Here is a 25,403-nt window from a genome sequence, read left to right as displayed (position 1 = left end):
CCCCACGGCCGGACCGGCGTCGCCCGGCCGAAGTCCAGGCTCTCCCTCTCCGGGACAGTGAGCCACCACCTTCGGTGCGGCCCCGGGAACGGGGGCCCGGCGGCCTGTGGCCCCTGACCTGTGGCCCCCTGAGACGAAGGTTCCGGTGTCTGCGGCGCCGGGCGCCATTGGCCGCGTTCGGCTCGTCCCGTGCCCGGCACGCGTTGCCGCGCGGTGCGCTCCTTGTCTCTGTTGGAGCGCGGGTGCCGTGACAACGGGCACGCATCGCGGGGGCGCCTCGGCACTTGGACGTTCCAAGTCGGGAACGCCTGCCGTGCCGGGTCCTGACGGCCCGGTGCCGGTGGACGCTCATAAGGCGGGCTCCGTGTCGTAGCCGAGGAAGTCGTACAGCGGTCTGGGCAGTTCCTCCCACAGCCACTCGTTGAGGGAGCCGGGAAAGCGGCTCGGCGGCCCCACATGGAGCAGGCGCGGGCCGAGCGGTTCCAGGAGCACCGGGACGGGGTCGTCGTCCCACACGGGCCCGTTCACGCCCCAGTAGCCCGCCAGGTCGTCGCCCGTGAGCGACGGCTCGCGCGGGAGGTGGTGGACGCCCGGCCGGTCCCCGAGGAGCAGCAGCCGCCGCGCGGCGGCGCGCAGGAGGTTGAGCGCGGCCAGGTCGTGCCTGCACGCCACGCCGCTGACGCGCAGCTCCGGCAGCCCGAGACGGCGCAGCCCCCGCGTCGTCATCTCCACGCACGCGCAACCGTCGACGTCGTCCTCGTCGGCCGTGCAGCGGCCCGCGTCGCGGTGCGGCGGGAGCCAGACGCCGAGCCAGTCGTCCGCGAGCGCGAACACCGGGGGTTCGGGGCGCGGCGGGAGGACCTGGCCCGAGTCGGGGTCGATGACGACCCCGTCCAACGCCTCGGCCAGCGAGCGGGCGGCGGCGCGGGCGATCCACGCGCCGCGCGGCCGGTCGCCGCCGGGCAGGATCGCGGTGACCGAGACGCGGCGCGCGGCGGGCCACGCCGTGACGGGCGTCGGGTCGCACGAGACGGTGCCGGCCGCCTCGTCGGTGATCTGGAGCGCCGGCGAGCCGAGCCGCCTGGCCGCCTCCGCCGCGAACGGCGGGCCGAGCCGCAGGGCCGGGGACGGCGTCCCGTCGATCCGGTCGGTGGCGACGACGAACGCCGCGCGGGTGGTCTCGGGGACGGTCAGGGCGATGCTGCCGGACATGACGCCTCCTGGAAGCCGGTGGGCCTCCAGCGTCCGACAGCCCGGCACCGGGCCGAAAGTCGAAACCGATTCTGTGGAAAACGCGCCGCGGCCCGGCATCCTGCGATGCCGGGCCGCGGGAAGCGAGAGGTCAGCGCGACGAGATGTCGGCGTAGTGCCGCTCGGTCGGGCCGGTGTAGACCTGCCGCGGACGGCCGATCTTGGTGGCCGGGTCGGCCATCATCTCGCGCCACTGCGCGATCCAGCCGGGCAGGCGGCCGAGCGCGAACAGCACGGTGAACGCGTTCGTCGGGAACCCGAGGGCCTTGTAGATGACGCCGGTGTAGAAGTCGACGTTCGGGTAGAGCTTCCGCTCGGCGAAGTAGTCGTCGCTGAGCGCGACCTCTTCCAGCCGCATCGCCAGGTCGAGCAGCGGGTCGGACTTGCCGAGCGCCTCCAGGACCTTGCCCGTCGCCTTCTTCACCACGGCCGCGCGCGGGTCGTAGTTGCGGTAGACACGGTGCCCGAAGCCCATGAGCTTGACCCCGGGCTCCTTCTTCTTCACGCGGTTGACGAACGTCTCGATGTCGTCGCCGTTGGCGTGGATGCCCTCCAGCATCTCCAGGACGGCCTGGTTCGCGCCGCCGTGCAGCGGACCGAACAGGGCGTCCACGCCGGCCGACACGGACGAGAACAGGTTCGCCTGGCTCGACCCGACGAGCCGCACGGTGGACGTCGAGCAGTTCTGCTCGTGGTCCGCGTGCAGGATGAACAGCATGTCGAGGACCCGCACGATCTCCGGGTCGATCTCGTAAGGCTCGGTCGGCAGGCCGAACGTCATCCGCAGGAAGTTCTCGACGTAGCCGAGCGAGTTGTCCGGGTACAGCAGCGGCTGGCCGATCGACGTCTTGTACGCGTAGGCGGCGATCGTCGGGAGCTTCGCGATGAGCCGGACGCTCGACAGGTCGACCTGCTCGTCGTCGAACGGGTCCAGGCTGTCCTGGTAGAAGGTCGAGAGCGCGCTGACGGCCGACGACAGCACCGCCATCGGGTGCGCGCGGCGCGGGAACGCGGAGAAGAACGCGCGGAACTTCTCGTCCAGCAGCGTGTGTTTGCGGACCTTGTCGGTGAACTCCCACAGGGCGTCGGCGGACGGCAGCTCGCCGTAGATCAGGAGGTAGGCGACCTCCAGGAACGACGACTTCTCCGCGAGTTCCTCGATCGGGTAGCCCCGATAGCGCAGAATGCCCGCATCACCGTCGATGTAGGTGATGGCCGATGTGGTGGACGCGGTGTTGGTGAACCCCGGATCGAGCGTGACCTGGCCCGTTTCCTTGAGCAGGCTTCCGATGCCGAACCCCGAGGGTCCCTCGCTCGACTGCGTGATCTCCAGGGGCATACGGCCACCCGCGTGGTTGAGCTCGAAATCGGACATGCTCGCTCGCTCCCAACTCCGTCCACACCTGCGTAGACGTTCCGTCGTTCATCGTAACCAGCCGATCATTGCAGGTCGTTCCGGGGCCTTCGGGACAGCGGGGTCGTCCGCGCGCCATCGTGCCCCGGACGCCGCGAACACCGCCGAACGCGCGTCCACCTTGCGATCTCGTGGCCGTGGACGCGGGCCGGCCGTCCCGGGTCCATGAGATCACCGTCGTTACACGGCCGTTCGATGGGTCGTATCAAGTGACGAGGATCTCAATGGCCGTGTGTCACCTCGGGCGCGTCGCCGTCGCCGCATGGCCGATCTTCGCCGTCTTCCCTGCCCACTCGCATGATCAACGGGCTGCCCCGCGCCCGGTATTCGCCCAGAGTTTTCCCCAGAATTGGATTCGGGTTTTCTGGCGTTTCCGCGCGGCGCAGGCTGGTCCCGACGCCCTCACGCGAACGGAGAATCGAGATGACTCAGACCTACGGCCAGCGGGCTTTCGCCGTCCGGCTCGACCTCGGCGACTGGCAGTTCCGGGCGGCCCGCACGCTCGGGCTCGTGCCCGACCCGGACGCCGGACCCGGCCGGTGGTCCGCCGGCCTCGTGGACCGCTGCCGCGGCGAGGCCGACCGGATCCGCGCCGAGCTGGGGTCGGATCCGCCGGCCGGGGCCGCCCGGGCCGCGGCGCGGCTGGCGCGGCGCGCCGTGCTCGACGTGGAACGCGTCGACGTGGAGGTGCTGGCGGCCAGCGGCGTCCTCCCGGTGGCGGGCCGCTACCGCGGGCATCCGGTCTACCTGGCGCGCCACCTCGACGCGGTGCCGACGGCCACCCTCGCCGAGGTCGTCGCGGCCCGGAAGGGGCCGCTGCGCGACACGGTCGACGCGGGCGGCGCGGCGCGGGCGCTCGGCTGGCGGTCGCAGCAGTTCGGCCGTCTCGTCGCCGAACGCGGGCTGACGAAGGACCGGCTGGGCCGCTACGCCCTCGCCGACGTCCGCGCGCTCGCCGCCGACGAAGCGCTGATGGAGACGGCCGCCGCCGAGGCCGCGCAGGCGGACGTCCAGCGGGCGCGCCGGGCCGAAGAACGCTGCACCACGGCATTGCGCGGGTGGCTCGCCGCCTGCACTCGCTTCCTCGACGGCGCCGAGCCCCGCTCACCCGACCTGGCAACGGCCCGCCGTGCCCTCAGCGGCCTCACGTCCGCCCGCTACACCCTGTCCGCCATCACGGACCGAGAGGAGCGGTGAGCCCGGACCCGTCCTCCCACCCCGCAGGGCGCTCCACCGTCCGCACCGCCTACCCCAAGCGAGGAACGATGAGCGTTGGCCCCGAGTCGCCGCCCGCCGCGTGTCATCACGGGTCACGCTGCCCGCCGCTATCAAGAGAACACGCTGCTTGCCGCTATCAAGAGGAGGAGCGATCCCCGGGTTTGTCGTCGCGCCCGATGCGTGGTTCCACCGATCGCACCGCGCGCCGCGATCGGCAGGAACGATGAGTTCCGTCCTCCCATTCGATGCGCGTCGTCATGGGACGCACCACTTGCCGCAACGGTCGCCCTGCGCGCTCTCGCATCGGCTGCGCTACCGACTCGGGTACTGGTTGTCGCACCGATTGCCCTGGGAGCTCTCGCACTGGCTGCGCTACCGACTGGGGCACTGGTTGTCGCACCGGCTGGCCTGTGCGCTCTCGTTGCGCTACCGACTTCGGTACTGGCTGTCGCACCCGCTGCCGTGTCGGCTGCGGTCGTCATGCGGGCCGCTCTGCCGCTTGGGGCAGTGGTCGTCGCGGCTGCTGTCGTGCTGGTTGTCGCCATCGCCGTCGCCGTCGCCGTTGCGCTGGCGGTTGCGGCGGCAAGGTCGGTATGACGCCGGAACTGAGATCAGGCGCGCCAGAGGAACTTGCGTGCGCTCGGCGCGGGGAAGTCCGGGCTTCGGCCGATCCGGGCGCGAGGCGCGTGCTGGTGGCTGGTCCTGGGTCCACGGTGTGCTGGTGCAGAGGTGGATTCGTCCCCCTCCCAGGGGCCGAGGCGCGCGGGCCGTGCCGGGAGGGGGGCGGGGACTACTTCCGCTTGAGGAGGCCGAGGCCACGGCGGCGCGGCTCCGCCGGTTCGGGGACCATCGTGTAGAGGCGGTCGCGGGCGGCCGTGCGGGAGAGGGCGGGCAGGCGTTCCGGGAGGCGGTCGGCGAGGGTCGCGGTCGCCTGGACGGTGCCCTCGCCGTCGACCTCGGCGCGCTCGCCCGGCCAGTCGCCGAGCAGAACGGCCGCGACCTCGCCCGGGTGGGCGGTGACGAGGCGTTCGATGCGGTCGATCTCGTCCTCGCAGTCGGCGACGAGCAGGAAGCGCCGGGTGCAGGTGCCGCCCGCGTCCCGGCGGACCGCCAGTTCGGTCTCCATCGAGCCGAGCGCGGACTCCAGGTTGCCCGGAAGGAACAGCCCGTCGGGGCCGCCTTCGAGGAGTTCGTCCTCGGCGAGACCGAACAGCGCGATGGCGTCCGGGCGGGGCACGACGACGAGGGCCGTGTCCTCGAAGTCCTCCAGCGCGGCGAGGGCGAGCACGCGCGCCGTCGCGGGCGCTCCGGCCCCCGACAGGCCCATGAGCGGGACCGAGAAGGGGTCGATCGCCGGACGGTAGCTGAACCGGGTCGTCCGGCGCGGCTCCACCTCGACCGAGACCGGGGAGAACCACGGACCGGCCAGCGCCTGGATCCGCCGGCGGAGGGGATAGCCGAGGGCGATGAGCGACAGGACGAGCCCGAGCAGGACGACGGGAGGACGCATGATGCGCGGACGGCCGATCGCGCGGCCGTCGGCGACGGGAACCGGGACGGGCGCCGCGGCCTCGGCGGTCGGCGCGGCGGCGGCCGGCGGGGTCTCCGGTGGTGTCGGGACGGGCCCGCCCTTGCGCGTCCGCTTGGTGCGGACCGCCGGACGCGGCGGCGCCGCGCGGCGCTGCGGTTTCACCTGCTTGCGATGCGAGCGCCCGCCATGCCGGGCGCCGCTGACCGGCGGCCGCCCGGCACCCTGGAACGCCTCCCAGGCGGCGCACAGCCGGGAGAGCCGCCAGTCGCGGACGGGAGGGACGCGGCACATCGCGGGCGCCGACGCGCGCTCGGCCGGACGCGGAGGCGTCGCCGCACGGGCGGGGTCTGCCGTGCTGAATGCGACGGTCCCGGCCACGATCACGCAGCCCAGTACTCCGCAGGCGGAGAGGAGGGCTCCGTTGTAACTGCCATGTGGGTTCATTCACTGCCCCGGGGGGATCGCGGTGGTCACCGTAAGGGCACCGATCGTAGCCACTCCGGCTACTCAGCGTTGACCATTGGTCACACTTGATCAAGGAACAGTTCTTCGCGCACGGCAAATTCGGCCTTTCTGGCGCGTGAAAGCCGGACGCGGTGCCGGATAAGCGGCTTCCGACCGTCCAGTTCCCGGTGAACCCGCGAGATGACAACCGCGCGCCGCACACCGAAGCCGACCACCCCCAAGGAGGTGAACCCCGGCCGGAAGCCAGGGCGACTGGAAGCCGGACGTCAAGCCGGACGTCGAATCTGTGCGCAACGTTCTGCGCCTGGCAACAGCGCTGACTGGGCGAACTGGCCTCGCCCTGCCCCGCCCCGCGCCGCACCGCCCCGCACCGCCCCGCACCGCGCCGCGCCGGGCCGCGCCGCGCCGGGCCGCGCCGCGCCGCGTTGCGGCGGGTTGGGCTGCGCTGGCTGGGCCGTGCTGGGCCGGGCCGCGTTCGGCCGTGCTGGGCCGGGCTGTCCCGGGTTGCGCCGCGTCGGGCGGGCTGGGCCGCGTTGCGTTGGGCCGCGTTACGCCGGGTTGGGCCCCGCAGGGTTGGGCTGCGTTGGCTGGGCCGCGCTGGGCCGGGCCGCGCTGGGCCGGGCCGCGTTCGGCCGCGTTGCGTCGCGACGCGCTGCGTTGCGCCGCATTCGGCCGGGTTGCGCCGGGTTGCGCCGCGTCGGTTGGGCTGGGTCGCGTTGGGCTGCGCCGGGCCGCTGTCCGTGTTGAGCAGGTGGGCTGGCGCTGGGCTGGGCTGGCCGCTGTCCATGCTGATCGGGCGGGCTGGCACGGGGCCGCGTTGGGCCGCTGTCCGTGCCGACCCAGATCGGTCTTTGTTGCCCTCGGGTGCGGATGTCCGTGTTGGCGCGTGCTGGTCGGCTGGCGGCGGGGCTTCGCCGAGTTCGGGTTCGGTCTGGACTCGGGGTGCGCACCTTTGAGGTCGGGTCGAGTACGTGCCTGAGGGGCTGGCCGCGCGGTGAGCGGTGCGCGGGGGCCGAGGCGCGGCGACTATCGGGACGACGCGCCGACCATTGGCACGACGCGGGCGTTGGTTCACGCCTATGCGCCATGTCCATGTCTATGTGCCGGTCCGCGCTTCCGTTCGTCCTTGGCAGAGCCGTCCGGTTCGGGGTTGGGGATGCCTGTTTGGGGGTTTCTGTTGGTCGGGGGACTTGGGGTTGGGGGTGTGGGGGAGTGGGGGCTGTTGAACTGGAGGCGGGTGTGGGGGTGTGACGGCTTGGGGGGCTTAGTGTGCGGTGGGTGGTGGTGGGGTTTATGCGAAATATTTGGGGTGTTTTTCTGGTCGAGTGGTGTCATTGTGATGGTTTGCAGGGTGGGGTCGGGGTGGTTGTCGGTTTGCGGGCGGTCGGTGGGTGACGTGGGGGCGGGCTGTTGCGCTTCTGGTTCGGGGTGGGTGCCGTAACTGCACTTCACCGGCCTGGTAAGTCGGGAACTCTGGTCTTCGTGTGGGTTGTGGTCGGGCCGGGTTGGGTGTGTGGCTGAGTCCTAAAAAGGGTTTCGGCAGGTCGGGAGAATTCGGGCGGCCGGTGGGTCGGAGGGCGGGAACGCGACCAGGGGGCGCTTCGTCCGGCGGAGCGGGGGAGTGGCAACGGTTTCGGGTGTGCTTGCGGGTGTGGGTCATCTGTCCGGTGCTGACACGCCGTACGCCGTGAAAAAGACCGGCATCGGCCTATCTTGTGCTGTTCCGGCGGTAGCGCGGGGGGATTTGCGGGCAATGTGTACGTTGGGGGGTAGATCAACAGCGCTGTGAGCTGCGGGATCGCCCGCGCTCCGGCCCAGACGCAGGAGGTAAACGTGAGTCGCACTCTGGCGAGGGGGACCCGGGTCACCGGCGCCGAACGCACACAGCTCGCGGCGGAACTCGCGCCGCGCTACGCCGCGGGGGAGAGCATCCGCGACCTTGCCGCCGAGACCGGGCGGTCGTACGGCTTCATCTACAACGTGCTGAAGGAAGCGGGCGTCCCGCTGCGCGGACGCGGGGGGAACACGCGTCGCAAGAAGGGCTGACCGCCGTGTCCCCGCGCCCTCGGGCGGCAGGGACGGCGCTCAGCGTCCGCCGGACCGGTCGGCGACGGCGCGCCGTCCGTCCAGCCCGGCGAGGTCGGCTGCCGCGCGCCCGGCAGCCCAGCCGGCCACGTTCGAGACGGCCCGCGCCCTTCCCCGGACGAGACCGGGGAACAGCGTGTCCACGGCCCGGTCCACGGCGGCGTCGCGCGCGGCCAGTGCCGGGACCAGGTCGGCCCGTGTCCCGGCGTGCCCGGCGGCGTGCTCTGCCGCCGCGCGCAAGCGCTCTCCGATGCGCGCCGCGTAGGCGTTCAGGAAGGAGTGCCGGAACGAGCGGATCCGCGTCCGCGCGGGCGCGTCCCCGCGCGGTCCGGCGTGCGTCATCGCGGCCGTCGCCTGGACGAGCAGGGACGTGAACAACAGCTCCACGGCGGCCAGCTCGGCCGGGTGCCCGACGATGGTGGCGAGCCCGAGGTCCCGGTGCCAGACGGCCTGGCACCGGTTCGCCTCGGCCACCACGCCGAGCAGCACCGCCTTGGGCCCCTCGTACGGGCCCTCAACGACGATCCTGCGGCCGACCGGGGCGTCCCCGGCCGCGGGGGCGGATCCGGCGAGCAGCGCCCGGTCGAGGCTGTAGCGCGCCATCAGCTCCTGCGCGCGGGCGCTCAGCGCCTCGGCCTCGGCGGGGAACGCGGTGGACTCTGCCTTCGCGAGCAGCGCGCGCACGCGCCCGAGCACGCGCCGCTCCGCCTCGGGCCCCATTCCTCTTTGCGCCCGACTCGCCTCGGGCCCGTCCGGTGGCTGACTCGCCTCCGGCCCGCCCGGCGGCTGGCCTGCCTCGGCCCCGTCCGGCGGTCGGCTTGCCTCATGCCCGTCCGGTGGTTGGCTTGCCTCGCGCCCGTCCGGTGGCCGGCTTGGTTCAGACCCTGCGCCGCCCGGCGCCCGGCTTGGTTCAGGTCCCGCATCGCCTGGCGTCTGGCCCCGGGGAGGCGGGATCGTTCCAGGTGGGGGGCTGATCTGGGCGAGGGCGGGGGCTTCGGACATGAGGCGCAGGACGTCGCTCGCGCAGGAGAGCAGGGTCTCGGGGCCGGTGCGTTCGCGGGCGCACCAGGACGTTGTGTAGGAGCCTTCCGAGGGCCACCACACATGGGCGCCGAGGGCGGCGGGCTGGTCGGTCCACACCGGGTCACCGAGGGACGGGTAGGCGCGCAGTTCGGCGGCGATCGCGTCCAGAATCAGGCGGCGTGCGCGTGCGCCGTGCGTCCGTGCAGTGTAGGCGGCCAGGTCGGCGGGTTGCCAGCCGCGCGACCAGAGGGACGTGACGCCGGCGGTCAGGGCGCCGAGGAGGGCGCGGCCGGTGGCGTCCGGCCAGAGCGGGGCGAGCGCGAGCAGTGCGGCGCAGCGGCGGCGGAGGGCGGCGTCGCGGGAGCGGGCCAGTTCGCCGGCCAGTATCCGCGCGGTGGCGAGCGCGGGCGTGTGCGCAGCCGTCATGTCGCCTCCCGTGGTCGCCCCCTTGATCTTGGCACGGAGCGGCCGCGCCGGTCAGCGCGGTGAGCGGAGGCCCTCGGTGATGACGCTGCGGTACGCGCGGGTCGTGTCGGGGACGTAGGTCAGCCGGGCCAACACGCGTCCGCCGCCGCGGATCTCGAAGCTGTAGCCGCCGGCGCCGCCGTCCTCGATCTGGGCGACGGCCTGGTCGTGGCGCAAGCGGCACATCGTGTCGACCTTCTCCAGGGCCTGGTCGAGGCTGCGCGCCTCCGAGATGAGGCGGGCGGGCTCGCCGGTCTCCCAGATCTCGAACATCGGGTCAGTCCTGTCGGGGGATCGGAGCGGTCGGGGGCTTGCGTCGTGCCGACCATAGCTTGCGCCGGTTTGGTGGATCATTCAATCGTCCAAGATCTCGGATCCATCACGTTTCGGAGCCGTTCGTCATCGTAGCGTCATGACCGAAAGCCGTCGGGACGTTCGTCAGTCCGCCGAGGTGACGGTCACCACCCGCTCGGTGGCGTCCGGTTCGGTGAAGGAGAGCAGGGCCTCGCCCTCGGCGGTGAGGGCGTCCAGGGCCGAATCGGGGAGCGTCCCGAAGGGGCGCAGATTCAGGGTCGCCACCTTGCGCCTGCGGGCCGCCTCCCAGGTTCCGGCGGCGAACCCGTCCCACAGGAAGGTGGCGCGGACGCGCAGGTTCTTGCTGGTCAGCAGCGGACGGTCCGCGTCGGAGATCACGCGGGTGCGGTCGGCGTGGGCCAGGACGAGCGAGTCGAACTCGGGCAGGAACCGGGCCGGCGCGGGGACGTCCGGGCCCGGACGCGGGGCGTCCGGGACGTCGAACAGCTCGCGCCCGCGCTCGTCGGCGAAGACCCGCAGACCCGGCCGGAGGCGGTCCAGGACGGGGCCGAGCGCGGGCAGTCCGGTGAACGCCTGCGCGTCGGCGGCCGTCGCGGGGCCGAATGCGGCCAGATAGCGGAGGACGAGCGCGTCGGGCTCGGCGGCGTCCGTAGGCTCGGCCCCGAGCCAGTCCGAGGCGAGCGCGAAGCGGGCCGTGCGCGGGAAGCCCCAGCGGTCCTCGCCCGGGACCATCACCAGCGGCACGCACATCCGGACGGTGAAGCCGAGCGCGCGGTCGTTGACGTCGGGAAACCGCTCCTGGAGCAGGTCCCGCATCTCGGCGAATGTGCGCGGGCCCGCGTGCAGCAGCTCGCGCGCGACCGGCAGCACCCGGGCGGTGTCGAGCCCGGCGGCGCGGTCGCCGAGGGCCTTGCGGCCCGCGTCCAGGACCGGTTGCAGCGGCGTCCGGAACGCGGCGTAGTCGGCGGCCGTCACCAGGTGCAGCGTGCCGCGCATCAGCGTCGCGCGGACGACGTCGCGGGAGTGCAGCGCGCCGGTCAGGTCGGACGGCGCGAAGCCCGCGAGGCGGCTCCACAGCCCGACGAACGGCGGCCGCGCCTCCTGCGCCTGGAGGCCGCCGAACCGTTCCACGGCCGCCGCCACGCCGAGCGGCTCCCGGGCCAGGAGGCCCTGCCGGGCGAGGGTCGCGCGGTTCAGCGCCCGGACGGTCAGGACTTCGGTCATCGTTCTCCCCGCTCGGCGATGTCCGAAATTCTGCCATCGGGGGCGACGCCGGCCGCGTCGAGGACGGCGTCCCGGACGATCCCGCGCAGCCACGCGTGCGCCGCGTCCGCGTCATAGCGGACGTGCCATGCCATCTCCAGCACGCACGGCGGCAGCTCCAGCGGCGGCACGACGGCGACGAGCCCGAGCCGGTCGACCAGCCGCCGGTGCAGCCGCTCCAGCGCGAAGGCCACCAGATCGGACCCGGCGACGACGGCCAGCGCTGTGTGCGCGTCCGGCACCGAGCAGACCAGCCGCCGCCGCAGCCCCTCGGCGGCCAGCGCGTCGTCGATCGGGCCGTGCGTCCGGCCCCGGCGGCTCGTGGCGAGCTGCGCCGCCGCGGCCCAGGCGGTGAGCGGCGCGTCGCCGGCGAGCGGGTGGCCCGGCCGCATGACGGCCACGAACCGCTCCTCCAGCAGCGGCCGGGTGCTCGTCTCGGGCGTCCCGTTGATCACGCCGACCTCCAGGTCGACCGTGTCGCGGCGGAGCCGGTGCGTGTCGCGCGGGCCCTCGCCGAGGAACCGCAGCGTGACGCCGGGCGCCTCGCGCGCGAGCCGTTCCAGCAGCGGCCCGGCGACGACCGCGATCGTCCCCTCCTCGGCCTGGACGGTGAAGCTCGCCTCCAGCGTGCCCGGATCGACCCGTTCGTCCGAGCCGAAGATCCCGGCGGCGCGCCGCACGACGTCGCGGACCTCGGCGCGCATCGCCAGGGCGCGCGGCGTCGGGACCATGCCGCGCCCGGACCGGACGAGCACGGGATCGCCGAGCGCCCGCCGGATCCGGCCGAGCGTGCGGCTCATCGCCGGACCGGACAGGTGCAGCCGGGCGGCGGCGCCGGTGACGCTCTCCTCCTCCAGCAGGACGTCGAGCGCGACGAGCAGATTGAAGTCCAGTCTGGATTGCATTCCGTGCACTCCTCGCCTGCAAAAGTTGCATTTGAACGCAAGACACCGTTGAGCCTACGGTCGGTTGCGGAGGCCGCGCGCGTTCCCGGGATCCCGCCTCCGTTCCTTGTTCCTTTTCTCGAAGGAGAGCCCCCATGACGGTGAACGCCGTCCGGAAATCCGCGCCGCCGGTCCCGGGACCGGGCCGCGCGCGGCTGATGCCGACGCTCATGTCCGCGTGCGTGGTTCTCGTCGTGGCGATGGTCGCCGCGACGAATCTCGCCCTCCCCGACCTCGCCCGCAGCGATCTGCACCCGTCCGGTTCGCAACTCCTGTGGATCGTCGACACCTACGTCCTCGTGTTCGGCTGCCTGCTCATCCCGGCGGGCGCGATCGGGGACCGGCGCGGACGCAAGGGCGCCCTGCTCGCGGGCCTCGCCGCCTTCGCCGCCGGCTGCCTGGTCTCCGCGCTCGCGCCCGGCGTCACGGTCATGCTCGCCGGACGGCTCGTCACCGGCGCCGGCGCGGCGCTGATCATGCCCGCGACGCTGTCCCTCCTTCTCCAGGTCACCGAGCCCGCGCGGCGTCCGCAGGCCATCGCGGGCTGGACGGCCGCGACCGGCGTCGCCGGGGCGGTCGGCAACGTCGGCGGCGGCGCGATCCTGCGCTGGCTTCCCTGGCAGGGACTCTTCTACGTCGGCGCGCCCGCGGCGCTGCTGCTCGCGGCGGCGGTCGCGTGGGCGGCCCCGCGCGGCGAACGGCACGACGCGGACCTGGACGTCACCGGCGCCGCCCTGCTCACCCTCGGCCTGTTCGCGCTGCTGTTCGGGATCATCGAAGGCCCCGGGCACGGCTGGTCGTCGGGCGTCGTGCTCGGCGGGTTCGCGTGCGCGGCCGTCCTGCTGGCGGTGTTCACCGTCCACGCGCTGCGCGCCGCCCACCCGCTGCTTGACCCCCGGATCTTCGCCGTGGCACGGCTTCGCGGCGGGGTCGTCGGCGTCGGGGCGGTGTTCTTCGGCCTCTTCGCGCTGTTCTTCGTCAACGCGCAGTACCTCCAGTACGCCAAGGGCTACGACACGCTGAAGACCGGTGTCGCGATCGTCCCGCTCATCCTCGGCATGATCGTCGTGTCGCGGCGGTCGGTGGCGCTGGCGGCGCGCTGGGGCGAGCGGACGGTCGTCGCCGCGGGCCTGGCGTGCGTCGGCGCGGGCCTGCTCCTGCTGTCGTTCGCGGACGCCGCCACGCCCTACCCCTGGTACGCGGCGTTCCTGCTGCTCCTGTCCTGCGGGACGGGCCTGTGCCTCCCGACCCTCTCGGTCGGGGTGATGACGTCGCTGCCGCACGGCCGCGCGGGCCTCGGCTCCGGGCTGAACGGCGCGGCGCGCGAGATCGGGAGCGCGCTCGGCGTCGCGGTCGCCGGGACGGTCCTGGCGGCGCGGCTCGCCGCCGGGCTGCCGCCGGGGGAGCGCGCCCGCTCGGCGGGGGAGGCCCTCGCCCACGCGGCGCCGGGCCTGCACGACCAGGTCGTGGGCGCTTTCACGGACGGGATGTCGGCGGGACTGCGCGTCGTCGGGGTGGTCGTTCTGGCCTCGGCGGTGCTCGCGGTGGCCGGTCGGCGCCCCTGAGAGTGTGGCGAATGTCGCTGTAGCGGCCTTGACGGGGCGGACGCCGGTCGCGGCGCCGCCCCGCGCGCCGGGCGCGGCAACGCGCTGACGAGCAGGAATCGTCCTGATTGCCAGGAGATGACCGAGGGGCCAGATCTGCGGGAAATCAGGTGAGATGCACGTGCATCGGCTCTTGCACCTGCACGCCATCTTTAGCAGGATTGCTCCCGGACCACGCACCTCCCGCACTGCGAACGCCCCCCGGAGATCGCGATGACCGCACATCTGAGCGACAGTGACCGACAGGCGCTGCGCCTCGCCCACGACCTCCGCGAAGAGCTGCGCCGTGCGCTACCGCACGTGCCGGCGGCGCCGTCGATCTCCCCGTTCGTCGACCCGGGCGGCCGCCCGAGCGTCCTCGTGCGCATGGACTCCGACACGGCCCGCGCGCTGATGGCCCTTCTCGGCGAGCCCCGCTCCGTCCAGACCGGCCCCACCCCGCTTCCCCAGCAGCTTCCCCAGCCGCTCCCGCAGCAGCGCCGTGCCGACGGCACCGTGCCGCCGCCGGTGCCGGAGCTGTTCGTCCAGCGCTGAGCCCCGACGTCTCGTCCGGCCCTGCCCGCCTCGGGGGCGCGCAGGGCTCGTCCGCGCGACCCCCTTTCTCCTAGGGGCTTTCGCGTTCTCCGCCGCCCCGCGCCGGTCCGGCGCGGCGGGCCGCCGAGAAAAAGATCTACCTACGCCTAGGTCAAAAAAATGGCGATCTGGGTGGAACGTGACAATTCTGCCTATACTCATCGTCAGATCAGGGTCAAGAGCCTCTTGACCTGGTCGAACCTTCCGGCGTCGTGTCCCGCCCTCCAGGCGGGTCCTCCCCAGCCGAACCGCGACCGGCCATGCAGCGGTCGCACCGGAGCCGCGCCGAGCTGAGGCGCGCCCGGTCGGCGATCCTTCCCGTTTCCGCCGCACGCCCGTTCCGCCCTGCCCTTTTTCGGCCGGGGCCCGGGCGCATCCCGTGCTGCCCGCAAACACGGGCGCATGACGGCGGAATCCCACGGGCTCATTTCGCGGCGCCAGCGCCGGGCCATGCCCGGCGCGCCGTTCCCGACGCGCGCGACAGCGGCGCAGGGACGGCAGCTCTGTCCGCCGAACGAAGGATTCTCATGCAGAAGCGTGCGACGAACGCCCTCCTGGCCGGGGTCACCGGCTCCGCGCTCGCCGGGATGCTGGTCGCCGGCGTGGCCGTCGCGAGCGGCGACGACCGGGCCCCCAAGGAGACCGCGGGCGCACCGGTCGCGGCGCAGGAGCTGGCCCGGGACCGGGCGCGCGTGCCGAGCGCGGCCTCCGCCGACACCGCCAAGCCGTCGCCCAAGCCGTCCGCCAAGAAGCGCGGACGCGGACCGAAGGCCCTGCTCAGCGGCCGGACGACCGCGTCCTACTTCTGGGACGACGGGTCGGGCGTCAACGGCGACACCGGCGCTCCCGCCAGCGGGAAGTCGATGCAGAAGGGCCTGTTCGCCAGTCCGAGCTGGCCGATGAACACCAAGGTCCGCGTGTCCTACAACGGGCGCAGCGTCACCGGCTTCGTCGGCGACCGGGGGCCGGGCGCCCCCTCGCACAACGGGGTCATGCTCGACCTCGACACCTACACCTTCCGCTACCTGCTGGACGGCGAGAAGCCCGCCAGCAAGTACGAGGCCGGGACCGGCGAAGGCCACCTCCAGGGTCTGCGGTGGGAGGTCCTGCAGTGGGGCGGCGGCGCGGGCACCCGGGGTGAACCGCAGCCGTTCGGTTCCTGACGCAAGAGAAAAGGCCCCGGCGGCCAGGACGTCGCCGGGGCCTTTCGCGTCTACTTGGCGAGGGCCTTCGCGATGTCGTCCAGCACCGTGGACGCGGCGGCCGGCCCGCCGCGCGAGGTCCAGATCGCGCCGTCCACGTTGACGACGTGCCCGGCCCGGACGACCGGCAGGTCCTTGAACGCCGGGATCTTCGCGGCGTCCTTCAGCGCGGCGGCGGCGTCGGGGTTGAGCGTGCCGAGGAACATCCAGTCGCCGTCCAGGATCTTGAGGTTCTCCAGGCTGAGCGCGTCGCTCGGCGAGAACCCGGCCGGGGTGAGCTGGCCCTTCGGACGCTCGAAGCCGAGGTCGCGGACGACCAGGCTGGAGAAGGCGTCCTTCAGCATGTAGCTCGGCCCTGTCGCGTTCCACCGGACGATGCTGATCGACGCTCCCGCGTTGCCGCCGAGCCCGCCCTTCACGTCCGCGACGTGCTTGTCATAGGCGGCGAGGACGCTCTTGCCCTCCGCCTGCTTGCCGAGGATGTCGGCGGTGCGGGTGAACGTCGCCTTCCAGTCCTCGGCCATCTTCGTGGTCAGCACGGTCGCCGGGGTGATCTTCTTGAGCTGCGCGATGACCTTCTCGTCCGGGATGAACCCGGCGAGGATCAGGTCGGGCCGGGCCTCGGCCACCTTCTCCAGGACGGGCGTGCCGAGGTCCCCGACCACCGTGTACCGGCCGGTGAGCTTGGACTTCAGGTAGCCGGGGACGTCCTTGGCGAACCGCCCGTTGGTGACGCCGACCGGCTGCACGCCGAGCGCGAGCGCCGAGTCCAGGTCGGTCTCGGTGAGCGCCACGACGCGCTGCGGACGCGCGGGGACCTCGACGGTCGCGCCGGTCGCGTCCACGACGTCGCGCGTGGCGCCGCCGGATCCCGCGTCGGAGTCGCCGCCGCCGCAGGCGGTGAGGCCCAGCGTGAGGGCGAGAAGGCCGGCGACGAGACCGGTCGCGCGGTGCCGGACGGTGAGGGGCATGGGTGTCTCCAGACGCGGGGGTGGGGCTCCGTTCGGCGGCAAACATTAGGTTAGGCTCACCTTATTTGTCACCTTCTGTGGCCTAGATCGCTCTTCGGGCGGTCGCGGCGGTCGTGCGTTGACCGCGCCGCGCGGCCGGTGCTTAGCTGTGCACGTTCAACTTAGCTAAGCCTTACCTAACTTGATCTCCCGTGGAGGCGACGTGAGCAGCGATCCCGGCACCTACACCAGGCGGCTGGCGGCCGGACTCGCCCCGGAGGTCCTCGCCGCCGGGCCGCCGCCCGTCCCGGAGCTGGCACCGCCGTTCGCCGCGCACGTCGCCCGGCCGGACGGCGCCGACCTCGACCTCGTCCACCGCTGGATGAACCTGCCGCACGTCGCGGCGCACTACGACCAGGCATGGCCGCGCGAGCGCTGGGCCGAGGAGATCGCGGGACACCTCGCCGGGGACTACGCGCGGCCGTTCATCGTGTCGCTCGACGGACGTCCGATCGCCTACGTCGAGCTGTACCGGGCCGCGCGCGACGTGGTCGGCCGCGTGTACCCGTCCCGTCCGCACGACGTCGGGTTCCACCTCGCGATCGGCGAGACCGAGGCCGTCGGGCGGGGCATCGGCGTCCGGCTGTTCGGCGCGTTCATCGACGGGATCTTCGCCGCCGAGCCCGCCTGCACCCGGATCGTGTCGGAGCCGGACGCGTCCAACACCGCCGCGCGGCGCACCGACGAGAAGCTCGGCCTGCGGTTCCTCGGCGAGGTCGACCTGCCGCACAAGCGCGCCGCGCTGTTCATCGCCGCGCGGACCGAGGCCGACGTCCCGGTGCTGCCCGCATGAGCGACCTCCCGCCGGACGCGTTCGCGCTGACCGGGGCGCAGGAGGGCATCTGGTTCGCCCAGCGCCTGGACCCCGCGAACCCCGCCCACAACACCGCCGAGTACGTCGAGATCCACGGCGCCGTCGACGCGGGCCTGTTCGAGCGGGCGCTGCGCGCGACCCTCGCCGAGACCGACGCGCTGAACGTCCGGTTCGGCGGGGACGACGCGCACCCCTGGCAGCTCGTCGCGCCCGGCGACTGGCCGCTGCACCGGCCCGACGTCGCCGCCGAGGCCGACCCGCGCGCCGCCGCGCTGCGCTGGATGCGCGCCGACCTGGCCCGCGCCGTCGCGCCCGAGACCGGGCCGCTGTTCACCCAGGCGCTGATCACGGTCGGTCCTGGCTGCGCGCTCTGGTACCAGCGGTGCCACCACATCGTGCTGGACGGCTACGGGTTCTCGCAGGTCGCGCGGCGTGTCGCCGAGCTTTACACCGCGCTCGCGCAGGACCGCGCCTACCCGGGCGGCCGGTTCCTGCCGCTGCGCGACGTCGTCGCCGAGGAGGCCGCCTACCGGCGCTCGGAGCGGCGCGCGGCCGACCGGGCGTACTGGACGGGCCTGCTCGCCGACGCCCCCGAGATCGCCGCGTTCACGACCGGCGTGCCGCGCCCCGCGCCGGGCTTCCTGCGCCGGACGGGCACCCTGACGGTCCCGCACGCGCTCGCCGGGGCGGCGGGGGCCACCTGGCCGGAGGCCGTGATCGCCGGGGTCGCCGCCTACGCGCACCGCCGGACGGGAGCGCGCACGGTCGTCCTCGGACTGCCGCTGATGGGACGGCTCGGCACGGCGGCGGCGCGGGTCCCGTCGATGGTGACCAACGTCGTCCCGCTGCGCCTCGACCTGCGGCCCGCCACGACGGCCGGGGAACTGGTCGGGCAGGTCGCCGCGCGGCTGCGCGAGGCCCGCCGGCACGGGCGGTACCGGTCCGAGGACCTGCGCCGCGACCTGCGGCTGCTCGGCGAGGGACGGCGGCTCACCGGCCCGCTCGTCAACGTCAAGCCGTTCACGCCCGAGCTGCGGTTCGGCGGCGTGCCCGCGACGACGCACTACCTGTCGGCGGGGCCGGTGGACGACCTGACCGTCACCGTCCACGGCGCCGGGCCGCGCGACGGCGCGCTGCCGCTGGAGGTCGACGCCAACCCCGACCTCTACTCCGCAGCCGATCTGGACGGGCACGCCGCCGGGCTGACCGGGCTGCTCGCCGCGTTCGCGGCCGGTGGGCCGGACCTGCCGGTCGGGCGGCTGGACACCGTCCGGACCTTGCCGCGCCCGGCGGCCGTCGCCGCGCCGCCCGACGACGCGACGCTCGTCGGGCTGTTCGAGGAGCGCGCCGCGAAGACGCCCGAAGCGGTCGCGGTCAGCGACGGCGCGGCCCACCTCACCTACGCCGAGCTGGACGCCGCCGCCGACCGGCTCGCCGGGCTGCTCGCCGAGCGCGGCGCCCGTCCCGGCGCGTTCGTCGCGCTCGCGCTGCCCCGCTCGGCCGACCTCGTCGTCGCGGTGCTGGCGGTGCTGAAGACCGGCGCGGCGTACGTGCCGATCGACCCGGCGTACCCGGCGGCGCGCGTGGCCGCGACGCTGGCGGACGCCCGCCCCGTCGCAACCGTCACGCCGGACACGCTCGCCGAGGCCGCGCGGTACCCGGCCGTCCCGCTCGACCGCGCGCTGCACCCGGACCTGCCCGCCTACGTGATCTACACGTCCGGGTCGACCGGCGCGCCGAAGGGCGTCGTCGTGCCGCACCGCAACGTCGTCCGGCTGTTCACGGCCACGCGGCACTGGTTCGGCTTCGGCGCGGACGACGTCTGGACCCTCTTCCACTCCTACGCGTTCGACTTCTCCGTCTGGGAGCTGTGGGGCGCGCTGCTGCACGGCGGACGGCTGGTGATCGTCGCGCAGGACGTCGCCCGCTCCCCGGAGGCGTTCGCCGGGCTGCTCGCCGCCGAGGGCGTGACCGTCCTGAACCAGACGCCGTCGGCGTTCTACCAGCTCGTCGCGGCCGACCCCGGCGCCGGACCGGCGCTGCGCCACGTGATCTTCGGCGGCGAGGCGCTCGACCCCGGACGGCTCGCCCCGTGGTACGCGAAGCACGGCACCGAGGCGCCGCGCCTGGTGAACATGTACGGGATCACCGAGACGACCGTCCACGTGACCCACCGCGCGCTCGGCCCGGCCGACCGCGCGGGCAGCCCGATCGGCGGCCCGATCCCGGACCTGCGCGTCCACCTGCTGGACGACGCGCTGCGTCCCGTCGCGCCCGGACGCGCCGCCGAGATGTACGTCGGCGGCGCGGGCCTCGCCCACGGCTACCTGCGCCGGCCCGGCCTCACCGCCGGACGGTTCGTCGCCGACCCCTTCGGCCCGCCCGGCGCCCGCATGTACCGCACCGGCGACCTCGCCCGCGCGCTGCCGGACGGCACGCTGGAGTTCCTCGGCCGCGCCGACGACCAGGTGAAGGTCCGGGGGTTCCGCATCGAGCCCGCCGAGATCGAGACCGCGCTGCTCGACCATCCGGACGTCGCGCAGGCGGCGGTCGTCGTCCGCGAGGACCGGCCGGGCGACCGGCGGCTCGTCGGCTACGCGGTGACCGGCGGCGGGCGCGGCGTCCGCGCCGACCTGCGCGCCCACCTGGCCGGACGGCTGCCCGCGCACATGGTCCCGGCCGCCGTCGTCGGGCTCGGCGCGCTGCCGCTGACCGTGAACGGCAAGCTGGACCGGGCCGCGCTGCCCGTCCCGCTGCTCGCCGGAGCGGGCACGGCGCCGGCGAGCGCCCGCGAGGCCGCGCTGTGCGCGCTGTTCGCCGAGGTGCTCGGCGTCCCGTCGGTCGGCGTGGACGACGGGTTCTTCGACCTCGGCGGGGACTCGCTGCTCGCCGCGCGCCTCACCGCCCGCGTCCGCGCCGTGCTGGGCGCCGAACTGGGCATCCGCGCGATCTTCGAGACTCCGACCGTCGCCGGGATCGCCGCCGCGCTCGGCGCCGGAGCCGACCGGCCGCCGCTCGTCCCGCTGCCGCGCCCGGCGCGCATCCCGCTGTCGCCCGTGCAGCGCGGCCTGTGGTTCCTGCACCGGACGGGCGAGAGCGCCGCCTACAACGTCCCGATCGCGCTGCGCCTCACCGGCCCGCTCGACCCGGCCGCGCTGACCGCCGCGCTCGGCGACCTCACGGCCCGGCACGAGATCCTGCGCACCCGCTTCCCCGCCGACGACGGCGAACCGCGCCAGGAGATCGCGCCCGCCGCGCCGCCCGTCCTGCACCGGGCCGCGACCGGGGACGACCTGACCGCCGCGGCGCGGCACGTCTTCGACCTCGCCGCCGAGCCGCCGTTGCGCGCCGCACTGCACGCGGCCGGGCCGGACGAGCACGAGCTGCTGCTCGTCCTGCACCACGTCGCGGGCGACGAGTGGTCGGCGGGCCGGCTCGTCGGCGACCTCGCCGCCGCGTACGCCGCCCGCCGCGCCGGACGCGTCCCGGACTGGGCGCCGCTGCCCGTCCAGTACGCCGACTACACGCTCTGGCAGCGCGACCTCCTCGGCGCCGAGGACGACCCGGACGCGATCGCGGGCCGCCAACTCGCCCACTGGCGCGACGCGCTGCGCGGCCTGCCCGCCGAACTGGACCTGCCCGCCGACCGGCCCCGCCCCGCCGCCGGCACCGGACGCGGCGGCGTCGTGGCGTTCGCGCTCGGCGCCGACCTGCACCGGACGCTCGCCGCCCTCGCCCGCGACGCGCGCGCCAGCCTGTTCATGACCGTCCAGGCCGGGGTCGCGGCGCTGCTGACCCGGCTCGGCGCGGGCACCGACGTCCCGCTCGGCACCCCGGCGGCGGGCCGCGCCGACGACGCCCTCGACGCTCTCGTCGGCTGCTTCGTCAACGCGCTCGTGCTGCGCACCGACACGTCCGGGAACCCGGCGTTCCGCGACCTCCTCGACCGGGTCCGCGCCGCCGACCTGGCCGCGTTCGAGCACCAGGACGTCCCGTTCGACCGGGTGGTGGAGGCGCTGGCGCCGCCGCGCGCCCTCACCCGGCACCCGCTGTTCCAGGTCATGGTCACCTACGCCGCCGACCCGCCGGCGAGCCCGGACCTGCCCGGCCTGACGGCGTCGGTGCGCATGGTCGCGACCGGCGGCGCCAAGTTCGACCTCGCGTTCCGGTTCACCGAGCGGCCCGGCGGCGCGGGCATCGACGGCGCCGTCGAGTACAGCGCCGACCTGTTCGACCATGCGACCGTCGAGGCGCTGGCCGGACGGCTCGTGCGGCTGCTCGGGCAGGCCGCCGCCGACCCCGGCCGCCGGATCGGCGACCTGGACGTGCTCAGCGCCGACGAACGCCGCACGATCCTCACCGCGTGGAACGCCACCGGGCACGACCGTCGCGCCGCGACGCTGCCCGCGCTGTTCGAGGACCAGGTGCGGCGGTCGCCGGACGCCGTCGCGCTCGTCTTCGCGGGCGAGGAGTTCACCTACGCGGAGCTGAACGCCCGCGCGAACCGGCTCGCGCACCGGCTGCTCGGCGCGGGGACCGGCCCGGAGGACCTGGTCGGCGTGCGGATGCCCCGGACGCCCGACATGGTCGTCGCGGTGCTCGGCGTCCTCAAGGCCGGGGCCGCCTACCTGCCGCTCGACCCGTCCTACCCCGCCGAACGGCTCGCGGCCATGACCGAGGACGCGCGGCCCGCGCACGTCGTCACCCCGGCCGACTTCACCGGCCTGGAGGAGTTCCCGGCCACGGACCCGCCCGGGCCGCCGTCGGTGGACCACGCCGCGTACGTGATCTACACGTCCGGGTCCACCGGACGGCCCAAGGGCGTCGTCGTCACGCACGCCGGGATCGCGGACCTGGTCGAGACCCAGGAGACGCGGCTCGGCGCCGGGCCGGACGCGCGCGTCCTGCACTTCGCCTCGCTCAGCTTCGACGCCGCGCTCTGGCAGCTCTGCATCCCGCTGCTGTCGGGCGGGACGCTCGTCCTGTGCCCGGACGACCTGCGCGTCCCCGGCGCGCCGCTCGCCGAGTACGCCGCGCGGCACGGCGTGAACCTGCTCGGGCTGCCGCCGTCGCTGCTGGCGATGTTTCCCGCCGACGTGGACCTGCCCGACGGCGCGACGCTCGCGATCGGCGCGGAGAAGGTGCCGCCCGAACTCGTCGCGCGGTGGGGGAGAAGGCACCGCGTCGTCAACGCCTACGGGCCGACCGAGGCGACCGTCAACGCCACGCTCTGGGACTGCGACCCCGACGACACCGGACCCGTACCGATCGGACGGCCTGACCCCGGAACCCGCGCCTACGTTCTGGACGACGCGCTGCGTCCCGTCCCGCCAGGTGTCACCGGCGAGCTGTACCTCGCAGGGGCGGGCCTGGCGCGCGGGTACCTGAACCGTCCGGGCGTCACCGCCGAACGGTTCGTCGCGAACCCCTTCGGCCCGCCCGGCTCGCGCCTCTACCGCACCGGGGACCTGGCTCGCTGGAGCGCCGGCGGCGTCCTGCGCTTCGCCGGACGCGCCGACGACCAGGTCAAGATCCGCGGCTTCCGGATCGAGCCCGGCGAGGTCCAGAGCGCCCTCGCCGAACTGCCCGGCGTCGCGGCGGCGGCCGTGGTCGTCCGCGAGGACCGGCCCGGCGACCCCCGGCTCGTCGGCTACGTCACCGGCACGCCGGCCGGGGACCCGCGCCGCGCCCTGGCCGCCGTGCTGCCCGCGCATCTGGTGCCGTCCGCGGTCGTCGTGCTGGACGCGCTGCCGCTCGGCCCGAACGGCAAGCTCGACCGCCGCGCGCTGCCCGCGCCCGGCCCCGCCGCGACCGCCGGACGCGGCCCCCGCACCCGCCAGGAGGAGATGCTCTGCGCGCTGTTCGCCGAGGTCCTGGATTTGGAGCGGGTCGGGATCGACGACTCCTTCTTCGACCTCGGCGGCCACTCGCTGCTGGCCGCGCGGCTCATCGGACGCGTCCAGGCCGAGTTCGGCGTGCGGCTGAGCGTCGGGCAGATCTTCGCCGCGCCGACCGTCGCGGAGCTGGCCGGACGGCTGGAGAGCGGCGGGGACGACGAGGCGCTGGAGATCATCCTGCCGTTCCGGACGTCCGGCGACGGCGTCCCGCTGTTCTGCTTCCACCCGGCGGGCGGGATCGCCTGGTGCTTCTCGGGGCTGCTCAAGCACGTCCGCGACGTCCCGCTGTACGGCGTCCAGGCCCGCAACCTCGCCCGCCGCACCCGGCCCGCCGACTCGCTGGAGGAGATGACCGCCGAGTACGTCGCGGCGATGCGCGAGGTCGTCCCGCACGGCCCGTACGCGCTGCTCGGCTGGTCGTTCGGCGGCGTCATCGCCCACCACGTCGCGGTCGCGCTCCGCGCCCAGGGCGAGGAGGTCGCGGTGCTGGCGATGCTCGACTCCTATCCGAGCGGCGTGTGGGACGTCCTGCCGTCGGAGGAGGACGCCCTGCGCGCCCTCCTCTACATGGTCGGCCACGACATGACCGGCGAGGACGGCCCCCTCGACCGGGACCGCGTCATGGCGATCCTGCGCGCCGAGGGCAGCGCGCTCGCCAACCTCCGCGAGTTCACCCCCGCCGCGATGATCGACAACTTCGCGACGAGCGCGCGGCTGGAGAAGGACGCCGCGTTCGGCCGGTTCGACGGCGACCTGCTGTTCTTCACCGCCGCGCTGAACCCCGCCGAACTCGGCAAGGGCACCGCGTCGCCGACCTGCGACCTGTGGCGGCCCTACATCGGCGGGACGATCGCCGACCACTCCATCGCGTGCGAGCACAAGGACATGACCCAGCCCGGCCCGATCGCCGAGATCGGCGCCGTCGTGGACGCCGCGCTGCGCGGGACGGTCGCGTGAACGCCCGGACGACCGTCGCCGCCGTCTACGTGACCGTCGTGTTCCTCGTCAGCATGGACATGACGATCGCGAACGTCGCGCTGCCCGCCATCGCCCGCGACTTCGCCGTCCCGGCGAGCGCGACCGGGGCCGTGGACGCCGCGTACCTGGTGAGCGTCGCGGTGTGCATCCCCGCGTCGGGCTGGGTGAGCGACCGGGTCGGGCCAAAGGCGGCGTTCCTCGGCGCTCTCGTCCTGTTCGCGGCGGCGTCGCTGGCGTGCTGCCTGGCGGGCGGGCTCGGCGCGCTCGTCGCGGCCCGCGCGGCGCAGGGCGCGGCGGGCGCGCTGCTGCTGTCGGTCGGGCTGACCGTCCTCTACCTCGCCTACCCGCCCGAGGAGCGGATGCGGCTCGCGCGGGCGATCGTGCTGCCGGGCGCGCTCGCGCCGACGCTCGGGCCGGTCGTCGGCGGGCTGCTCGTGGACCACCTGTCCTGGCGGTGGGGCTTCGCGCTGAACCTCCCGGTCGGGCTGGTCGCGCTCGTCGCGGGCGCGGTCGCGCTGGACGGCGGCGGGGAGCGGCGCCGCCGCCGCTTCGACCTGCGCGGCTTCCTGCTCGTCGCGCCCGGCGCGGGACTGCTGACCGCCGGGCTCAATCTCGGCGCCACGCGCGGCTTCGGGCCGGTCGCGCTCGGGCTGGCGGCGGCCGGGCTGGGGCTCGCCGCCGCGTTCGCGGTCCTGGAACCCCGCACCCGCGACCCGCTGGTGGACCTCGGCGTGTTCCGGGACGCGGCGTTCCGGCTGTCCGGCGGCGCGATGGTGTTCCTCGTCGCCGGGTTCATGGCCGCCGGGTACACCTTCACGCTGCTGTTCCAGCGCGGGCTCGGGCACTCGGCGGCGCTGACCGGGCTCGCCGTCCTGCCGAAGGCGGTCGGGCTGATGGCCGCCTCGCAGGTCGCCGCGCGGCTGCGGGACCGGTTCGGCCCCGGACGGGTCGTCACCGCCTGCATGACCGGCGCCGCCGCCACGATCGCGCTGACCGTCCTCATCGGCGCGGGCACGCCGGTCGCGCTCGTCATGATCCTGCACCTGGTGATGGGCTTCTGCGTCGGGCAGTCCTCGATCCAGCTCCAGATCACCGCGTTCGCGACGGTCGGGACGGCCGCGACCGCCGCCGCCTCCACCGTCTACAACGCCGAACGGCAGATGGCGTCCGCGCTCGGCGTCTCGATGGGCGCGGGCGTCCTCGCCGCCGTGTCCGCCGGGGGGCTCGCGTCCTACCACGCGGCGCTGCTGGCGTCGGCGGGCTGCGCGCTCGCCGCCGCGTTCGTCGCCGTCCGCCTCGGGCGGGCCGCCGTGCCCGTCCCCGCCGCCCGTTGAACCCCACCGAACCGTCG

The 25,403-nt window shown here is 74.4% G+C and carries 16 protein-coding genes; 8 read left to right on the top strand and 8 right to left on the bottom strand.

What is annotated here, in order from left to right; translation table 11 throughout:
- Positions 1 to 348: 348 nt before the first annotated feature.
- Positions 349 to 1,212 (bottom strand): hypothetical protein, encoded by an 864-nt coding sequence (locus BTM25_RS11655; protein ID WP_103562940.1) that lies wholly within the window; start codon positions 1,210 to 1,212, stop codon positions 349 to 351.
- Between the two features lie 130 nt (positions 1,213 to 1,342).
- Positions 1,343 to 2,626 carry a citrate synthase gene (locus BTM25_RS11650; RefSeq protein ID WP_103562939.1) on the bottom strand — a complete coding sequence of 428 codons (1,284 nt, stop codon included), beginning with the start codon at positions 2,624 to 2,626 and terminating at the stop codon, positions 1,343 to 1,345.
- A gap of 462 nt (positions 2,627 to 3,088) precedes the next feature.
- Here BTM25_RS11650 and BTM25_RS11645 point away from each other — a divergent pair, with 462 nt between their 5' ends.
- A complete protein-coding gene (locus BTM25_RS11645; RefSeq protein ID WP_103562938.1) occupies positions 3,089 to 3,862 on the top strand; it encodes a hypothetical protein in 774 nt (257 codons plus the stop codon).
- Between the two features lie 811 nt (positions 3,863 to 4,673).
- On the opposite strand, the gene BTM25_RS11640 is transcribed toward BTM25_RS11645, so the two are convergent.
- Positions 4,674 to 5,798: a hypothetical protein gene (locus BTM25_RS11640; RefSeq protein ID WP_103562937.1), complete on the bottom strand. Its 1,125-nt coding sequence runs from the start codon at positions 5,796 to 5,798 to the stop codon at positions 4,674 to 4,676.
- Positions 5,799 to 7,712: 1,914 nt separating this feature from the next.
- On the opposite strand from BTM25_RS11640, the gene BTM25_RS11635 reads away from it, so the two are divergent.
- The gene (locus tag BTM25_RS11635) at positions 7,713 to 7,925 is read left to right on the top strand and encodes a helix-turn-helix domain-containing protein (RefSeq protein WP_019630467.1); all 213 of its coding nucleotides are present in this window, start codon (positions 7,713 to 7,715) and stop codon (positions 7,923 to 7,925) included.
- Positions 7,926 to 7,964: 39 nt separating this feature from the next.
- Here BTM25_RS11635 and BTM25_RS11630 read toward each other — a convergent pair whose 3' ends face one another.
- From BTM25_RS11630 to BTM25_RS11615, 4 genes are all read right to left on the bottom strand, one after another.
- On the bottom strand, positions 7,965 to 9,413 hold the full coding sequence (locus BTM25_RS11630; protein WP_235828373.1) for a DUF2786 domain-containing protein: 1,449 nt from the start codon (positions 9,411 to 9,413) through the stop codon (positions 7,965 to 7,967).
- Positions 9,414 to 9,464: 51 nt separating this feature from the next.
- On the bottom strand, positions 9,465 to 9,725 hold the full coding sequence (locus tag BTM25_RS11625) for a hypothetical protein (protein ID WP_103562936.1): 261 nt from the start codon (positions 9,723 to 9,725) through the stop codon (positions 9,465 to 9,467).
- 165 nt (positions 9,726 to 9,890) lie between these two features.
- The gene (locus BTM25_RS11620; protein ID WP_103562935.1) at positions 9,891 to 10,991 is read right to left on the bottom strand and encodes a winged helix DNA-binding domain-containing protein; all 1,101 of its coding nucleotides are present in this window, start codon (positions 10,989 to 10,991) and stop codon (positions 9,891 to 9,893) included.
- On the bottom strand, positions 10,988 to 11,935 hold the full coding sequence (locus tag BTM25_RS11615; protein ID WP_103562934.1) for a LysR substrate-binding domain-containing protein: 948 nt from the start codon (positions 11,933 to 11,935) through the stop codon (positions 10,988 to 10,990). Before BTM25_RS11615 ends, BTM25_RS11620 begins: the two co-directional genes overlap by 4 nt.
- Positions 11,936 to 12,069: 134 nt before the next feature.
- Between BTM25_RS11615 and BTM25_RS11610 the strand changes: the two genes are divergently transcribed.
- From BTM25_RS11610 to BTM25_RS11600, 3 genes are all read left to right on the top strand, one after another.
- Positions 12,070 to 13,539, top strand: coding sequence for an MFS transporter (locus BTM25_RS11610; protein WP_205648084.1), 1,470 nt, complete (start codon positions 12,070 to 12,072; stop codon positions 13,537 to 13,539).
- 252 nt (positions 13,540 to 13,791) lie between these two features.
- The gene (locus tag BTM25_RS11605; protein ID WP_103562933.1) at positions 13,792 to 14,112 is read left to right on the top strand and encodes a hypothetical protein; all 321 of its coding nucleotides are present in this window, start codon (positions 13,792 to 13,794) and stop codon (positions 14,110 to 14,112) included.
- Positions 14,113 to 14,678: 566 nt separating this feature from the next.
- Positions 14,679 to 15,314, top strand: a complete 636-nt coding sequence (locus BTM25_RS11600) for an RlpA-like double-psi beta-barrel domain-containing protein (RefSeq protein ID WP_103562932.1) — start codon at positions 14,679 to 14,681, stop codon at positions 15,312 to 15,314.
- Positions 15,315 to 15,364: 50 nt separating this feature from the next.
- Here the strand turns inward: BTM25_RS11600 and BTM25_RS11595 are convergent, their stop codons facing one another.
- Positions 15,365 to 16,324, bottom strand: a complete 960-nt coding sequence (locus tag BTM25_RS11595; protein WP_103562931.1) for an ABC transporter substrate-binding protein — start codon at positions 16,322 to 16,324, stop codon at positions 15,365 to 15,367.
- Between the two features lie 202 nt (positions 16,325 to 16,526).
- Between BTM25_RS11595 and BTM25_RS11590 the strand changes: the two genes are divergently transcribed.
- The 3 genes from BTM25_RS11590 to BTM25_RS11580 are packed head-to-tail and all read left to right on the top strand — an operon-like array spanning position 16,527 to position 25,386.
- Positions 16,527 to 17,156 carry a GNAT family N-acetyltransferase gene (locus tag BTM25_RS11590; protein ID WP_103562930.1) on the top strand — a complete coding sequence of 210 codons (630 nt, stop codon included), beginning with the start codon at positions 16,527 to 16,529 and terminating at the stop codon, positions 17,154 to 17,156.
- Positions 17,153 to 24,031, top strand: coding sequence for an amino acid adenylation domain-containing protein (locus BTM25_RS11585; RefSeq protein WP_103562929.1), 6,879 nt, complete (start codon positions 17,153 to 17,155; stop codon positions 24,029 to 24,031). The genes BTM25_RS11590 and BTM25_RS11585 overlap by 4 nt, the downstream gene beginning before the upstream one ends.
- Complete coding sequence (locus BTM25_RS11580; protein ID WP_103562928.1) at positions 24,028 to 25,386, top strand: MFS transporter; 1,359 nt, start codon at positions 24,028 to 24,030, stop codon at positions 25,384 to 25,386. The genes BTM25_RS11585 and BTM25_RS11580 overlap by 4 nt, the downstream gene beginning before the upstream one ends.
- The last annotated feature ends 17 nt before the right edge of the window (positions 25,387 to 25,403 follow it).

It is taken from the genome of Actinomadura rubteroloni (genome assembly GCF_002911665.1).
In the GTDB taxonomy this organism is placed as follows: Bacteria; Actinomycetota; Actinomycetes; order Streptosporangiales; family Streptosporangiaceae; genus Spirillospora; species Spirillospora rubteroloni.
The sequence above is the reverse complement of the archived record's forward strand: the minus strand, read 5'-3'. Positions and strand labels throughout refer to the sequence as shown.

Bases quoted from the DNA above. Each gene is read 5' to 3' on its own strand.
- BTM25_RS11625 (WP_103562936.1), bottom strand. From the start codon at position 9,725: ATGTTCGAGATCTGGGAGACCGGCGAGCCCGCCCGCCTCATCTCGGAG.
- BTM25_RS11645 (WP_103562938.1), top strand. From the start codon at position 3,089: ATGACTCAGACCTACGGCCAGCGGGCTTTCGCCGTCCGGCTCGACCTC.
- BTM25_RS11655 (WP_103562940.1), bottom strand. From the start codon at position 1,212: ATGTCCGGCAGCATCGCCCTGACCGTCCCCGAGACCACCCGCGCGGCG.
- BTM25_RS11620 (WP_103562935.1), bottom strand. From the start codon at position 10,991: ATGACCGAAGTCCTGACCGTCCGGGCGCTGAACCGCGCGACCCTCGCC.
- BTM25_RS11615 (WP_103562934.1), bottom strand. From the start codon at position 11,935: ATGCAATCCAGACTGGACTTCAATCTGCTCGTCGCGCTCGACGTCCTG.
- BTM25_RS11600 (WP_103562932.1), top strand. From the start codon at position 14,679: ATGCAGAAGCGTGCGACGAACGCCCTCCTGGCCGGGGTCACCGGCTCC.
- BTM25_RS11610 (WP_205648084.1), top strand. From the start codon at position 12,070: ATGACGGTGAACGCCGTCCGGAAATCCGCGCCGCCGGTCCCGGGACCG.
- BTM25_RS11630 (WP_235828373.1), bottom strand. From the start codon at position 9,413: ATGACGGCTGCGCACACGCCCGCGCTCGCCACCGCGCGGATACTGGCC.
- BTM25_RS11650 (WP_103562939.1), bottom strand. From the start codon at position 2,626: ATGTCCGATTTCGAGCTCAACCACGCGGGTGGCCGTATGCCCCTGGAG.
- BTM25_RS11605 (WP_103562933.1), top strand. From the start codon at position 13,792: ATGACCGCACATCTGAGCGACAGTGACCGACAGGCGCTGCGCCTCGCC.
- BTM25_RS11595 (WP_103562931.1), bottom strand. From the start codon at position 16,324: ATGCCCCTCACCGTCCGGCACCGCGCGACCGGTCTCGTCGCCGGCCTT.
- BTM25_RS11585 (WP_103562929.1), top strand. From the start codon at position 17,153: ATGAGCGACCTCCCGCCGGACGCGTTCGCGCTGACCGGGGCGCAGGAG.